Origin of the sequence: Solibacillus sp. FSL W8-0372 (genome assembly GCF_037969735.1) — a bacterium.
In the GTDB taxonomy this organism is placed as follows: Bacteria; Bacillota; Bacilli; order Bacillales_A; family Planococcaceae; genus Solibacillus; species Solibacillus faecavium.
Window position 1 is genome coordinate 1,134,235 of the sequence record NZ_CP150204.1, and the last position, 14,693, is coordinate 1,148,927.

The window sequence follows — 14,693 nt, forward strand, 5'->3', positions numbered from 1 at the left end:
AAAATTTAAAATTGAAACTCCTCTTTCTCATAAATCGCAACCATTGCCGTACCATTACGCATCTCAATAATTAAAACTTTTGTATCATATGGAATTTCTACATGATGAAAGCTCGCCGCACGTTTGGAAATGATACCGTTTGCTGATTCTATTACGATTTCCCCGAAGCCATCTAAAGGTACAGGTACAATGACTTTTCCAGCCTGGCCTTCAAGCGATTCATCTGTATAAGCAAGAGATACTTCAGCTGAGCGTAAAGGAACGAGCAAGAAATAATAAAGAAGTGCTGTGAGTAAACACGCTATAATGAATGCGATAATAAAGATGATGAAGCTTGTAAAACTTGAAAAACGCTCAAAAAAATAACCGGCAGCAGAAGTGAATGTAATAAACGATAGGTTAACAGCCGGATCTAAAAAAGGAAGTCCATCGATAGACACATCTGCAAAATCTGCGAAAAACAAATAAAGAATCGTACAGCATCCAATGACAATTAAGATGGTTAAATAAATGGTTTCAATGGAATATCCAAACAAGTTGTCACCTCCTTAAGTCCTTTGTATTAGTAAATACGGATGAAATTGGAAAAAGTTTCAGAAAAAACAAAAATTTAAAGGGAGAATATATTGATGGTTAGAAATAATTTCTCTATCTTAAAACGCCCTATAATACGATTAAGAAAAAATTGCGTCGTGTACGTCAAATGCTTGTCATAGAGCTAACAAAGAAAGGTGAACTATAGGCAATTAAAGAGGCATGAAGGAGTCTTACAAGGGACGAGGAGAAGGTCATCCAATCGTTAAAGGCGTGCTGAATGATCATGCTAGTAAGTAAGTAGCGTTTCAGGTAGAGCAAGGGAAAGCTGGTATTGAAGCAGTTTACCTACCTCAAAGAAATACGAGTTTTGGATTGAAGTTTTATGATGCCAGTGGGGAATTAGTAAAGTAGCAATTAAAAGCATATGTCGTTTTGTTCGAAGCGACATACGCTATTTTTGAGCATTTATTTCATTGTAAAATAGTTTTTTAGCTCTACTGTTAATGGGCTGTTCTGTTCAATATATTCCATCATTAAGTCGGGTATGAATTTTTTTGATTCACGAATAGGCTGTTTTTTAAACATGTGGAAATGATGGGCACCTGTTGCGCGGTAGCTGTTGACCGCTACTTCAAACAATGAAGTGTCTTGTATCGAGCAACCATTATAGTTCAGCCTAACTACACGCTGTCCAACTGGATTACTTAAATTGATTTCATAGTCAATGCCACCCCATAAATCATAAATATATGGCTGCGGCTCTGGGTAAAAAACAGAAAGACTAAAATCGACTTCACCTTTGTTATTCAGTGCGAAGACGGCTGCGCTTTGTTCAATTGCTTCTCGAATGTCAGCTCCAGTCATTTCAACAACGAGCAAACGATTGGCGCGCGGCATATTGTGTATAACTTGTTCTCGCGTTATAACTTTTTGAAAGCCGCCTGAAAAATGGTAAGGGAGTTCAATGACTGAAATCTGAGCTCCTGAATAATGAAGCTGCATGTCATGTATCAATTGCGTGTACGATGATGATGCTATGCGCGGAGTAAAGAAATCCGAGTATGTTAAATCGTTTTCTGTGCTACCGATTACTTCCTTTTTCCAGCCGTTAAATTCGGGAAAGGGCTGTATTGGAAGGCTTGAATCCACGTGAACAAGAGATGGTTCATGAATTATTTGGTCATTTTCTATCGTTACATCGATTTGAGCAAAGCAATGTGCATTCGCTCCAGGTTGAACGACAGAAATCCCGTTAATCTTTGTCGCAATTTCTAAATGCTGATGGCCTGTAATAAATACGTCAATACCATCAATTTCATAAAGCATGCGATAGCCTTCATTTTCACCATGTTCAAGATCAATTTGATTCCCATTATGTAAATCCCGTTCAAAACCGCCATGATAGCTTAAAATTACGAAATGGGCTTTTTCTACTTCTCGTACATAGTTCACTGTATTTTTTGCGCTTTCAAATGCTTGTTCAAAATGTAAATGCTGTATCGAGTTAGTTTCATCCCAAAGCTTCGTGAAATGCGTCACAACGCCTACTACCGCAATCCGTATTCCGTGAATTTCCTTTATAAAATACGGTTTTGCAAAGCCCGTAATATTGGCAGCTATCCACGGAAAGTTACAGGCTTTTTGTATTTTTCGCACTTTTTCAGGTGGATAATTAAATTCATGATTTCCGAAAATGCCAACATCGTAGCCGAGCGCATTAGCCAGCTCTATTTGAGGATGCTGTTTATGTATAATATGGTCGTAATAGTAGCTTAAATGGCTGCCTTGAAGAAAATCACCGTTATCAATTAACAATGCAGGCTGTCTTTTTGAAATCATTTGAGCAAGCTGTGAAAACCGCTCTGTATGGCCATGTATGTCACTAGTGGCAATAATAGAAAACTGCATATGCAAAAACTTCCTTCAACTATTCATTTTCCTTCATTATAGCGTGTGTGAATTATTGCGCAACAGTGATGAAAGTGCTTTAATAAAAAGTGAATACACTTACTTTTAAATTTTAGGAGTTGGAATAATGATTACAGTAACAAACCGCATCAAAGTAAAAAAAGGCTTTGCCGAAATGATGGCGCCAAAATTTGTGCAACCGGGTCCATTACAACAGTTTGAAGGATTCCAAAAGGTTGAAGTATTAGTTTCGACTCAATTTGAAGAGTATGATGAAATGAGTGTCGTAATGTACTGGGATTCAAAAGAAAGCTTCTCAGTATGGCGTGAAAGTGATGCATTTAAAGAATCACATAAACGTCCATCTGAAGGGCAAGGTCATGGTGAGCAAGGCGACTCTCCAATGCTAGGTTCAGAAATTATTATTGCTGAAGTAGCAGGCACTATTTCAAAATAAGTTAAAAAAAGCGTCCTAATGATGATTAGGGCGCTTCTTTTTCATACGATGATTCATCAAGATTAGGAAGGTGCTTTTCGTGTTATTAATGGAAAAATTTTTTTATGACGGGCAATTTTTAAAATGCTATGAAGAGGCTACACGTCAGTTACAGGAAGGCAATGACGCATTAGCTACACAATTTTTAAATTTATTTAAAAAATACGAGTATGAAAATTTCCCTAAGCCGACTGAGCAACATACGCAAAGTATTGAACGTGCCAATGAAAGCTATGAAGAAAATGATGAACTAGAGCAATTGCGAAGCATTAAAGACGAACAGGAATTTGCAGCTAAAGTGAAGCAGCTTGAGAACGATGCACGAACAGCTGATGATAAACGAAAAGCACAGTCGTTTTATGTACAGGGGCATTTGTTTTTAATGGCACATCAATATGATGAAAGTATCCACTGCTTTATCGAGGCCGTAAAGCATAATCCGAATAAAGCACTTTATTACGGGATAGCAGGTCAGACGATGAACCGCTTTAATTGGTCTCCTTTTGAGGTAATGATTTACATAGAACGGGCTATTGACCTGGATCCGGAAAACGCCCGATGGCACTGGAACAAGGCACTTGTATTAACAAGGCTTTATAAAGACTTAAATGCCGAGCCCTTTTTAGAGCAAGCACTCGTTACTATTGAAAAGGCGATTGAGACTTGCCGCGAAGATCAAGCATCTCTTCGCAATGGTATCGATTCAACATTGGAAAATTTAAAGGAATATCTTTTCAACTAGGTAGGTAATAAAATCGCGCTCACGAACGGTTTCAATAAGCAGGTTCGTGAGTTTTTCTTGTTGAAAAAGTTCTAATATCGTTTTGATCTTCTAATAAATCTCCGAGATTTTCAAATAAAGGTATCTGATGTTCAAATATCTTCTGCGAAAGTTCTAAAATCCTCGCCGAAAGTTCTAATAAACTATGAAAACTTCTAATAAAAAAAGCTATCTAAAAAGGGTTTAAAAATCCCTTCAAGACAGCCTTTTCCACTATCATCTATTTCTTCTTTTGTCCTTCACAAACGCAAATACTATTAATCCAACTTGTATCACGACGATTGCAATAAAAAAGTAAAAATTCTTCGATGAATCGGCTAAATTAAGTTCATCAGCCAAAATGCCTTCAATCGACTGTAATTGTGCACTTAGTAAAATAATTAAGGCACCAATAAATAACATAACTTTAGGATTTATTGCAAAGCGCAGTAGTACAATAATGAACAGTGCTGAAAAAATCAGCAATAGTGTGAAGAGGGGATCCATTAATGTAAGGGTCCCATCCTGTGCAAATTTTTCATATGTGAATGTCACCGTATAACCTCCTTACTTAACTAAGCCATTTTGAAATGCATAAACGACTGCTTGTGTACGATCTTGTACTTCGAGCTTGCTTAAAATATTGCTTACATGTGTTTTTACCGTTTTTAATGCAATAAATAGTTCCTCTGCAATTTCCTGATTCGCAAGTCCTCTGGCCATACACAGTAACACTTCCATTTCCCGGTCTGTTAAATGATCGTGCAAAGCAGGTGCAGTACCGCGCATACGGGCCATTACTTTTGTTGTAGCTTCAGGCTCAAGTACTGTTTCACCAGCCATCGTTTTACGGATTGCTTCAGCAATTTGTTTTGCGTTACTCGTTTTCAGTATATAGCTGACCGCACCTGCTTCAAGTGCCGGATATAATTTGTCGTCATCAATAAAGCTTGTGACAATCATTACTTTCGCTTGCGGCCACTGCGCTAAAATCTCGGCTGTCGCTTCCGCACCTGTTTTTATCGGCATAACATTATCCATCAAGACAATATCAGGTTTTAGTGATAGCACCTTTTCAACCGCTTCCTCGCCGTTTGTTGCTTCTCCGATGACTTCGATATCAGGCTGTGCCGACAAATAGGCAGCGACCCCGATACGTACCATTTCGTGATCATCTACAATAACAACTTTAATCATTCAATTGTTCCTCCTTTTTAATCGGAACTTTTACTTCTACAATAGTCCCTTCATTTGGAACGGAGACGATTTTATACGTACACCCAATTTCGACAGCTCGCTCGGCAATATTTCTTAATCCGTAAGAAGATGTTTTGTCGCCATCATTACTAAAACCAAGACCGTTATCCTGAATGCGTAAAATGGCTAACTGATCACGTGCAATTAAAAGCAGTTCAACCTCTGTCGCTTTAGCATGCCTTAAAGTATTGGATAATGCTTCTTGTGCAATACGGAATAAATGGTCTTCCTCCGCTTTAGATAAATTGATTTCCTCTATTTGATAATCAATATTAAAGTAGACTTTTTCCTGTAATTCGACAATCAAATCTTCCAGACCTTCTGCTAAGCTCTTATTGTGCAAAGCAATGGGGCGTAGGTGTAGGAGCAGTGCCCGCATTTCAAGCTGGGCTTGCTGGACGACCTTTTCTACTTGTGCCAACTGTTTTTGGGCATGCTCGTCTTGCTGCTGTTCTGTAAGGGCAGATAATAGCATGGAAGCTGCAAAAAGCTGTTGCGATACAGAATCATGGAGTTCACGTGCGAGACGTTGACGTTCTGCAAGAAGGCGCTCCTGTACAATTGCATCATTCGTTTCGACCTTCTCATGGGAAAGTCGTTGCAGAGATGCACGCTGGGTATCGATTAATTCGTTGGCATCACGCAATGCTTTATTTAAAGAACCGTTAGTTTTCTTTAATTTCTGGGCAAAATCAGGTTCTGCAATTTTTTTGACAATCCTCGTTGTCTGATTCTCTTTCATTTTCACGGCGACAGCCATCCATAATGCAATGCAGAAGCTAATACCGGTAGCGCTAATCGCGATAATTCCAAGCAATGGAATGTCATAATCAACATTTTCCCATAAAAAGCGCCACGTTTCTTCTTCCGGCTCTCCAAGTATAAAAATTAGTATATTCATTGTAAAAGAGGCAAAAATTAAAATAAGTACGAAAAATCGAGCTATAAATGCAATCATCCGCGCTGCACCTCCACATCGCCTATCCAGGAAGTAACGTATAGTACGAGTACACGTTTTGCATCCGGATCGCCATCCTCAAAGTAGAGCTGCTCATTTATACATTGCTTAGGCGAGAAGTGTAAGCAATTGGCCTCACCATATATCGTAGAATAGTGGAGCTGAAGCGTTACTTCATACGGGACAGTAATCCTCACTTTTCCTAGTGATTGATTAATGACAATAATTGATTTCCCTTGGGGTAAAATCGTTTCTGTTGTATCAACTGTAATGTCTCCAATGAAGCGTTGAATGTGTATGTCACGCCATTGGTAGCTTTCTGTCGGGATGCCCGTAGTACCAATCAATTTATTTTTTCCGATCGTATCAATTACTTGATTTTTGATTTCTATAATTTGTTCTTTTTTCGTTAAGTATTGGTAGAGTAAAAAAATTAATGTACCGATGATTAAAAGACGTAATGTCCATAAATGAATTACTGCAAAGAATATTAAGATGAGACCGGCCCAGAGTGTATATTTTTTTTTCTTTTTAAAGCTGTAGAATAATAGAATTGCACCGACAATGAGTAAAAATACACTGATATTATTGAATAGTGTCAATTCGATCAAAACGACAAGTGCCATACTAATAACGATTATCGTAAGCTGATCTGACGTGATTTTCGGCATATTGCCTCCTCCTAAAACGAGCAAAATGGAGAAAGCACAGCGCCTTCTCCTTTAAAACATTATAGCATTATTTTGGTTGTTCAATTAGCTTTTGTTCTTTTTCCAGCTGAGCTAAACGGGACTCAAATGATGTCACTTCATACTTGCGCTCGATATTTTGAGAGAGCTCATCGATGTATGTCGAAAGTTCATCAAAGTTTTCATTGTTATTAGAAGTTAACACTTTGTCCATCTGATGGTTGGCACGTACAACATTTTCTTTCCCCATCAACTGGAGCTGTCGTACTTTCATATCTTTAATTTTATGTTTCATTGTTTCAAATTTACGTTCCAATGCAAAGTATTCAACGTTTGCTGCATCAATGCTTGTCAGCAATGTGTGCTTACGTGTTGTATAGGCAGCAACTTCTTCTTGTGCAAAGGTAATGAGTTCTACTTCCTCGGTAGCCTGTGCTAAGTGTAATTGCTTTTCTCGTTTTTCAAGCATCTCGGCTGTTTGTGAAAGCTGTAACTCCAATTCCTTTTTTAGCTGTGCCTGACGTGCAAGCAGTTTACCTGTATGCTCCGTTTGTTTTTCTGCTTCGCGAATGTAATGGTTTAACATTTTAATTGGATTTTTTTCTACTTTTTTATCAAATAAATCATGTAAGTCAGCCTGAATCGAGTATTTAAATTTTGTGAATAAATTTTTCATTATGTTTCTCTCCTTATTTGTTTAAATGTGCCCATTCGCGTTCAAAGTTCGTAAATGGATCCTCTTCTTTATTGCTTGTAAAAATTTCAACCTTCTCATTTTTACGTGATTTGTAAATATAATAAATAATACCAATTGCCACTAGACCAATAAAACCGGGAATGTTTGAAATTGCACTAATTAATCCTACAAATGCAACAACTAAACTCATTACTTTTCCAAATGTAGACTTGCTCCCCGTGTAATAATGTAGACCGGCTGCTAAAAGTGCGCCTGATAATAATAGTCCGACTACTGGTACCAATAGACAAAGCGCAATAATTGCGGCGATGAAACCAGCTGAATATAAGAAAAACTTTTTCATATGTGTTCCTCCTTGTATTTGATAACTTCATGTTACGTTAATTACTAAAATTCAATAACGACCTGCAACTGTATTTTCATCTAGGTCTGGAGGCTGATAGGAACTCAGACATATAACTCAAATTAAATATATAGAAACGTAATAACTTTTATTGTATAATGCTTGTTGGAGAGTTTTTCTCGGTACATATGTAATGGAGGAGGTTGGACAGTATGCAAACATGGATTTGGATTATTATCGTAATCGCAGCTCTTATCGGGGGCGTGGCAATTGGTTTCTACGCAGCTCGTCAATATATGATGAAGTATTTGAAAGAGAACCCGCCAATTAATGAACAAATGATTCGCGTGATGATGGCGCAAATGGGACGTAAACCGTCGGAAAAACAAGTACGTCAAATGATGTCTCAAATGAACAAGTTCCAAGACAAATAATAAATTAAGCTACCTTTTACATTCTAAAGAGTGATGGAGGTAGTTTTTGTTTTGCAAAAATTTAACCCTTTATTAAATTAGAGTTAAAAATCTGAATATTCTATTGATTTGGTTATGATTCTAGTCTATCCTTATAAGGATTGTAAGTATTGGAGGGACAAAAGATGACAACTGAAAAAACGAATGTAGAGAGCTTTGATTTAGATCATACGAAAGTGGTTGCACCATATGTACGTCTAGCAGGGACAAAAGAGGGTGCTAAAGGAGATGTCGTAACAAAATACGATATTCGCTTTAAACAGCCAAATAAAGAACATATGGTAATGCCTGCATTACATTCATTGGAGCATTTAATGGCAGACCGGATCCGCAACCATAGTGATGCAGTAGTCGATATTTCACCAATGGGTTGTCAAACAGGTTTTTATGTAGCGTTTATGAATTATGATGACTATGAAGGCGTGTTAGCAATTTTGGAAAAAACATTGCATGATGTTTTAGCAGCTACATCTGTACCTGCGTGCAACGAAGTGCAATGCGGCTGGGCGGCAAGCCATAGCCTGGAAGGTGCACAAGAGCTGGCGAAACAATTTTTGGATAAACGTGATGAATGGCATATCGTTTTTAATGAGCAGTAAACGAAAGCTCTTATAATATGCGGAATAGAAATAAAGCAGTTTAAATTTTTACGATGAGTAAAATTTAAACTGCTTTTGATTTTAAAGTGGTTTTCTAGAGTATATGACCAAAACTATTTTACAATAGTGTTTCCGTTTCATTACGATAAGCGGGTACATAATCATGCAAAAACTTTGCGACTGTTTGTTCATAATCTCCCTGGTTTTCGTTGAATGATTTTGCATGTTCACCTTTGTCGAATATTTTCAGCATTTTTGGCTCGGGTTTTTGTTCAAATAATTCTTCTGTCATAGATGAAGGGATAAAGTCATCCGGTTCGCTATGAATAAATAGAACGGGCCGTTCAATTTGCTTTACCGCATCGATAGGCATAATTTCTTTGACAGAATAGCCATCCCGAATACGCATGAAAAAGTCGGCAAAAGGAAGTGTATATTTCGCATCAATCGGCACGACACTTTCGAAAATCCGTTTTAATAGCTGGGGGAAATTCGAAAAGGCACAGTCGGAAATATAAAAGTCGGCATTGTCAGCCAAAGTGCCGGCATAAAGCAGTGTTGTAGCAGCACCCATTGATTCGCCATGAATACCTAACAAAGCATCTTCTCCTGTAAGTTCTCGTACTTTTTCCACTACAGCCTGTAAATCGAATTTTTCATAATGGCCATAACTCGTTGTTTTACCTTGTGATTCCCCATGGCGACGATGATCATAAACGACCGCATTAAAGCCAAGACGTTCAAACATGCGCGCATATCGCATTGAATTGATTTTATTTTCGGTTACCCCATGGCAAATTATTACTGTGTTTTTTGTTTCCAGCGGTTTCAAGTAGATTCCGCTGATTGTATAGCCATTTGGGGAATTAATAGTCAATATTTCTTTTGAACAGCCATCATACCAAGCTTCGTCAAAACGTTTTGCTGTTATTTCACGCTCCCTAATAAACGCATCATCTTTTTTCTTTATATACATAATGCGATTCGTCATGAAGACACCTGTAACTGTAGTAGCAGCAGCCAACAAAGTTGTTACGATACTGCCTGATAATACTAATGTGCGTTTTTTCATGGAAATCACTCCTTATTTAATTTAATATTCAATGAATTTTTAGGATAAATCAAATATTATGTAGGAATTTGACTGATGGAATATTTTGTGTGAAAAGTAGGGAATATTTGATAAAATTTCGTTAAGCAACTTTATATATTGCCTACAAAGGGATTCACATCAAAAAGGGGGATTTTTATCATGACAGAAGTAGTAATAGTAAGTGCAGTCCGTACACCAATTGGGGCTTTTCAAGGGACATTAAAAGATATTTCTGCTCCGGCATTGGGTAGTATCGTTATAAAAGAAGCATTACAGCGTATACAGTTAGATCCAACGACGATTGATGAAGTAATAATGGGGAATGTACTTGCAGCAGGTTTAGGTCAAAATCCAGCAAGACAGGCAAGCATCGCAGCAGGTGTTCCTCATACAGTTCCTGCCATGACGATTAACAAAGTATGCGGCTCCGGGTTAAAGGCGGTTCATTTAGCAGCCCAGGCAATTATTGCTGGAGATGCAGAAGTCGTTGTTGCAGGGGGCTTTGAAAATATGAGTCAAGCACCTTATATTATGCAGAATGCGCGGGAAGGTTTCCGTATGGGCGATCAAAAAATTGTCGATACACTTATAAAAGATGGGTTATGGTGTGCTTTTAATGATTACCATATGGGCGTAACCGCGGAAAACCTATGCGATCAATATGGCATTACACGGGAAGAGCAAGATGAATTTTCTGCCCGTTCACAAGCTCGTGCATCAGAGGCTATAGCAAAAAATAGATTTGCAGAAGAAATTGTTCCTATCGAAATTCCGCAACGTAAAGGGGAACCAATCGTTTTTGCCCAGGATGAATATGTAAAGCATGGCACGACAGCAGAAAAATTAAATGGATTACGCCCAGCCTTTAAAAAGGAAGGCTCTGTAACAGCTGGTAACGCTTCTGGCATTAATGACGGGGCGGCGGCAGTTGTTGTCATGTCGAAACAGCGCGCCTTCGAATTAGGGCTTAAACCTATGGCTACGATTGTTGCAAATGCGAGCGCAGGGGTAGACCCGTCCATTATGGGGGTAGGACCTGTATCGGCAGTGAAAAAAGCATTAGCAAAGGCAAATGTAACATTGGATAAAATGGACTTAGTTGAAGCGAATGAAGCTTTTGCGGCTCAGGCAATTGCAGTTGATCGCGAATTGGCGTTCAATCATGATAAACTAAACGTAAACGGTGGGGCAATAGCACTTGGACATCCGATTGGTGCGAGCGGTGCACGTATTTTAGTCACATTGCTTCATGAAATGCAAAAGCAAGACGCAGAATTCGGTCTTGCAACATTATGTATCGGTGGCGGGCAAGGGGTAGCAACGATCGTACAGCGCTAACAGTGGTGTTTATGCATACACTGAAAGGATGCAAATTACCAAATCGTAATTGATTATATAGAAGGTGAAAATTATGGCAAAAAAGAAACAACAAAGAAGTACGAATGATGAATTCAACTTACCAAAAGAAAAGGCGGCAACTTTAGCCGATCAGCTTGGTGGAGACGTATTGGCTAAGTTAAAGGCAGCAAAGCAGGATATGGTGGCCGATGAAAAAGCGAAAGAAGAAGAACGTATAGCGAAAGCCGCATTCGAACGGAAACAACGCGAAAAAAACATGAGCTTTGAAGAATTATTAGATCAATACGGGGATAAAGGTTCCAAGTTTTAAGGTAAAGCTAGCGCAATGAAATAATTGCGCTAGCTTCAGGTTGTCGACAAAAGGCATCGAGAGCTCGTCTCTCGATGCCTTTTGTCATTTCTTTTATCAAATTAGGCTCCGAAGTTCTGTAAAAGGGCTCCTCTTCGAGGGAAGATGCCCTCATCTAAGCTCCTTGCCAAGTCCATGTGGCAAGTTTCTTCAAGTTCATGGCAGCAAAAGTAAGCATCGCCTGCATGGACAATTTTTTAAGGCCTCTTAGCGTTGTCCATCGCATACCATGCTTCTCTTTCGCATCCGCAAAGACACGCTCAACCGTCTCTTTTCGTTTTGCATAAATGGATTTAATTTCATGATGATGACGAAGATGTTCGGCTTCTTCTAGATAATCTGCCCAAATATGTCGCTGAATCATTTTCGTATGATTTTTACTTTCCGTACATTGTGCTAGAAATGGGCAATCTGCACAAACCGCTGGATTCGATTTGTATTGGCGATAGCCTTCTTTCGTCGTCGTTGTATAGCGCAACATCTGGTCATTCGGGCAAATATAGCAATTATAGTGCTCATCATAGACATACTCATGTTTACGGAAGAAGCCATCTTTCGTTTTCGGTCTTGTATAAGGAAGAACAGGCAACATTTGATTTTCTAATAAAAAGTTCGTAATCGCAGGTGTTTTATAAGCCGCATCCGCAGCAACAGCCACAGGCTTTTTCACACGATGAATGACCTTTTCAACAAGCGGTTGCAGCATATGACTATCATGGATATTGCCCGGTGTCACAATCGTACCTAATACAAAGCCACGTTCATCTGTCGCTGCATGAAATGAATAGGCAAATTGTTTTGTCCGTTCGTCCTTCACATAGTAACCACTTTCAGGGTCCGTTGTGCTCTCTTTGATTTCTTTCCATTCTTCCTTTTCAAACTTCTCCGGTGGAAACGGCTTTTTCCCGTTCTTTTCACGGTCTATGTTTAACTCTTCTTGTAGCTTTTCTTCATAAGCACGTGTCTCTTTTCGAACCATCTTCTTATCAAATTTTCGTTTATTCGCACTTGCCTTAACATGCGTAGAATCAATAAAGATATGGTCAGCTGATAATAAACCCGCATCCACAATTTCTTTCAAGATGCGATAGAAAATCTGTTCAAATACATCTGTATCCTCAAAACGCCGTGTATAATTTTTGCCAAACGTTGAGAAGTGAGGCACTTCTGTATGAAAACCGAAGCCTAAAAACCAGCGATACGCTACATTCGTTTCAATTTCCTTAATCGTTTGACGCATCGAACGAATACCAAAAACGTATTGAATCATTGTCATTTTAAATAAGACAACAGGATCAATACTTGGTCTACCGAAAGGTGAATATAAGTTTTCAACTAATGGATATACAAACGAAAAGTCAATGGCTGCCTCTAATTTACGTACGAGATGATTTTCTGGGACAAGTTGTTCAATCGTCAACATTTCTAATTGATTACGTTCATTCATTTGGTTTTTAGTCATCATATCGGGACACCTCTTTGATTTAGATAAACTATATTAGAAAGAATAGATCAAGTTGATTGGAATGGAAGGGGCGACTTCTGCGGGAATAGCGGGACTGCCGATACACCGCAGGAGCGTAGCGACGAGGAGGATTGGCACCCGCCCGCGAAACGCGTCCCCTGGAATGGAAATCAACGGTTTTCATCATTTAAATTTATTTTAAAACAAAAAAGACTGTAGGCAAACTCGAATTTCTTCGAGTTTGTCTACAGTCTGAAGCTAGCGCAATGAAATAATTGCGCTAGCTTTTTTTAAATAGAGCATGTCCGATTTTTGTTAAAATTAGCAATGTCATTGCACCCGAAGCATCGATTACTACATCTTCTATCAATCCACTGCGCCCAGGAATCATGCTTTGGCGAAATTCATCTAGGCATGCAATAACCGTTACTGTGAAAAAAGCAAGTACAGTAGGGAATCTCCATTTCAGCTTTTTATAGAAAATATAAAAGGTGACCGCGAGTAAACCATAGCCAAAAAAATGAACGCCTTTTCGAAACAGAAATTCCAAAAACTTATAGTAGCCCTGCGATTCAACCGATATGATTCTTCCCCAGTAAGGAATTTGGAATTGACTTAAAAAGTCTTCAAAAGGTTTATCTTCTAGTACATTTTTTAATACAGGAATTATCGTTTGCTGCTCATATCTCATATTAGAAATGACTGCAACAATGATAAGACCAATTACTACGAAGGATATTGCTTTTTTCATCGATGCTCTGTATACCGTTCAGTTTTTGTCCAATCATGAATGTCGGTAATATTTTGCAAAGTTTGTGCTTTTTCGTAAGCATACAGATTCTGCTTTAACTGTGTTGTTGTACGTGCGCCAATTACTGTAGAGGCAATCGTCTGATATTGCAGATTGAATGCAAGTGCTGCAGCGTGGACATCGCTGTACTGTTGTTCAATTTTCAGCAAAATTTCTTCGGCAGTAGCTTCGTCATAGCCCATATAGGAAGCCATTCGATTGCGCCAGTCATTGGTAAGTAATCCTTTTGCAATAGAGCCACGTGTTACGACAGATGCCCCTGTCTTTTCAATCACTTCAAAAAATTCACTTGCTCGTTCGTCAAAAATATTAAACTGCATCATATTGCTGACTGCTTTACTATTTTGTAGAAAAGGAACGAAAACATTTGGTCGAATAGAGGAGATGCCGTATTCGCGAATCAATCCTTCTTTTTTCAGGCTTTCAAAAGTATCGATTACTTCTTCCAAATTGTCATCAGTTGTTCCGCCATGCAGCTGATATAAATCTAAATAATCCGTCTGTAAACGACGCAAACTGTTACGAATAGCCGTATTAATATAGTCAGAAGAAGCATCCCAGCTCCAGCCGTCTTTTCCTTCCTCCCAGCGATTACCCACTTTCGAAGCTAAATAAATATGTTGTCGATGCTCCTTTAATGCTGAGCCGACATTTTTTTCATTTTCTCCGCGGTCATATAAATCTGCTGTATCAAAGTAATTGATGCCTGCATCGATAGCTTCGTGTATGATTTGCTTAGCTTCTGATAGATTTAGAGGTAATGACATACAGCCTAAACTTAATTCCGAGATATGCAAATCGCTCGTACCTAATTTTCTTTTTTTCATAAATTATCCCTCCAACATTCGATATTTTAGAAAAGCTCTTACTAATGGTACAATGAATGGAAGTAAGAGAAC

Annotated in this window: 18 protein-coding genes; 6 read left to right on the forward strand and 12 right to left on the reverse strand. The window is 38.6% G+C overall.

Annotated features, from left to right (window positions below; translation table 11 throughout):
- Positions 1-5: 5 nt before the first annotated feature.
- Entirely contained in the window at positions 6-536 is a 531-nt protein-coding gene (locus tag MKY13_RS05440) for a hypothetical protein (protein WP_339215680.1), read from the reverse strand.
- Positions 537-1,002: 466 nt separating this feature from the next.
- A complete protein-coding gene (locus tag MKY13_RS05445; protein ID WP_191698254.1) occupies positions 1,003-2,445 on the reverse strand; it encodes a bifunctional UDP-sugar hydrolase/5'-nucleotidase in 1,443 nt (480 codons plus the stop codon).
- Positions 2,446-2,572: 127 nt separating this feature from the next.
- Between MKY13_RS05445 and MKY13_RS05450 the strand changes: the two genes are divergently transcribed.
- Together MKY13_RS05450 and MKY13_RS05455 are read left to right on the forward strand one after the other, a co-directional pair.
- Positions 2,573-2,902 (forward strand): heme oxygenase, encoded by a 330-nt coding sequence (locus MKY13_RS05450; protein ID WP_191698253.1) that lies wholly within the window; start codon positions 2,573-2,575, stop codon positions 2,900-2,902.
- Between the two features lie 88 nt (positions 2,903-2,990).
- Complete coding sequence (locus MKY13_RS05455; protein ID WP_225231053.1) at positions 2,991-3,683, forward strand: O-linked GlcNAc transferase; 693 nt, start codon at positions 2,991-2,993, stop codon at positions 3,681-3,683.
- Between the two features lie 255 nt (positions 3,684-3,938).
- Here MKY13_RS05455 and MKY13_RS05460 read toward each other — a convergent pair whose 3' ends face one another.
- From MKY13_RS05460 to MKY13_RS05485, 6 genes are all read right to left on the reverse strand, one after another.
- The gene (locus tag MKY13_RS05460; RefSeq protein ID WP_339215683.1) at positions 3,939-4,256 is read right to left on the reverse strand and encodes an acyl-CoA dehydrogenase; all 318 of its coding nucleotides are present in this window, start codon (positions 4,254-4,256) and stop codon (positions 3,939-3,941) included.
- 12 nt (positions 4,257-4,268) lie between these two features.
- On the reverse strand, positions 4,269-4,898 hold the full coding sequence (locus MKY13_RS05465; protein WP_191698250.1) for a response regulator transcription factor: 630 nt from the start codon (positions 4,896-4,898) through the stop codon (positions 4,269-4,271).
- Positions 4,891-5,916 (reverse strand): sensor histidine kinase, encoded by a 1,026-nt coding sequence (locus tag MKY13_RS05470; RefSeq protein ID WP_191698249.1) that lies wholly within the window; start codon positions 5,914-5,916, stop codon positions 4,891-4,893. The genes MKY13_RS05465 and MKY13_RS05470 overlap by 8 nt, the downstream gene beginning before the upstream one ends.
- On the reverse strand, positions 5,913-6,587 hold the full coding sequence (gene liaF / locus MKY13_RS05475) for a cell wall-active antibiotics response protein LiaF (protein WP_191698248.1): 675 nt from the start codon (positions 6,585-6,587) through the stop codon (positions 5,913-5,915). Before liaF ends, MKY13_RS05470 begins: the two co-directional genes overlap by 4 nt.
- Before the next feature lie 67 nt (positions 6,588-6,654).
- Complete coding sequence (locus tag MKY13_RS05480; RefSeq protein ID WP_191698247.1) at positions 6,655-7,281, reverse strand: PspA/IM30 family protein; 627 nt, start codon at positions 7,279-7,281, stop codon at positions 6,655-6,657.
- A 13-nt stretch (positions 7,282-7,294) separates the two neighbouring features.
- Positions 7,295-7,645 (reverse strand): ABC transporter permease, encoded by a 351-nt coding sequence (locus tag MKY13_RS05485; RefSeq protein ID WP_191698246.1) that lies wholly within the window; start codon positions 7,643-7,645, stop codon positions 7,295-7,297.
- A 212-nt stretch (positions 7,646-7,857) separates the two neighbouring features.
- Here MKY13_RS05485 and MKY13_RS05490 point away from each other — a divergent pair, with 212 nt between their 5' ends.
- Positions 7,858-8,079, forward strand: a complete 222-nt coding sequence (locus tag MKY13_RS05490; RefSeq protein ID WP_191698245.1) for a YneF family protein — start codon at positions 7,858-7,860, stop codon at positions 8,077-8,079.
- A gap of 164 nt (positions 8,080-8,243) precedes the next feature.
- Positions 8,244-8,717: an S-ribosylhomocysteine lyase gene (locus MKY13_RS05495; RefSeq protein WP_191698244.1), complete on the forward strand. Its 474-nt coding sequence runs from the start codon at positions 8,244-8,246 to the stop codon at positions 8,715-8,717.
- Between the two features lie 118 nt (positions 8,718-8,835).
- On the opposite strand, the gene MKY13_RS05500 is transcribed toward MKY13_RS05495, so the two are convergent.
- Positions 8,836-9,789: an alpha/beta hydrolase gene (locus MKY13_RS05500; RefSeq protein ID WP_191698243.1), complete on the reverse strand. Its 954-nt coding sequence runs from the start codon at positions 9,787-9,789 to the stop codon at positions 8,836-8,838.
- Between the two features lie 180 nt (positions 9,790-9,969).
- Here MKY13_RS05500 and MKY13_RS05505 point away from each other — a divergent pair, with 180 nt between their 5' ends.
- The gene (locus MKY13_RS05505) at positions 9,970-11,148 is read left to right on the forward strand and encodes an acetyl-CoA C-acetyltransferase (RefSeq protein WP_191698242.1); all 1,179 of its coding nucleotides are present in this window, start codon (positions 9,970-9,972) and stop codon (positions 11,146-11,148) included.
- 73 nt (positions 11,149-11,221) lie between these two features.
- Entirely contained in the window at positions 11,222-11,479 is a 258-nt protein-coding gene (locus tag MKY13_RS05510) for a YqkE family protein (RefSeq protein ID WP_191698241.1), read from the forward strand.
- Positions 11,480-11,633: 154 nt separating this feature from the next.
- On the opposite strand, the gene MKY13_RS05515 is transcribed toward MKY13_RS05510, so the two are convergent.
- From MKY13_RS05515 to MKY13_RS05525, 3 genes are all read right to left on the reverse strand, one after another.
- On the reverse strand, positions 11,634-12,983 hold the full coding sequence (locus MKY13_RS05515; protein WP_191701905.1) for an IS1182 family transposase: 1,350 nt from the start codon (positions 12,981-12,983) through the stop codon (positions 11,634-11,636).
- Between the two features lie 280 nt (positions 12,984-13,263).
- On the reverse strand, positions 13,264-13,734 hold the full coding sequence (locus MKY13_RS05520) for a VanZ family protein (protein ID WP_191698240.1): 471 nt from the start codon (positions 13,732-13,734) through the stop codon (positions 13,264-13,266).
- Positions 13,731-14,621, reverse strand: coding sequence for an aldo/keto reductase (locus MKY13_RS05525; protein WP_191698239.1), 891 nt, complete (start codon positions 14,619-14,621; stop codon positions 13,731-13,733). The genes MKY13_RS05520 and MKY13_RS05525 overlap by 4 nt, the downstream gene beginning before the upstream one ends.
- Between the last annotated feature and the right edge of the window lie 72 nt (positions 14,622-14,693).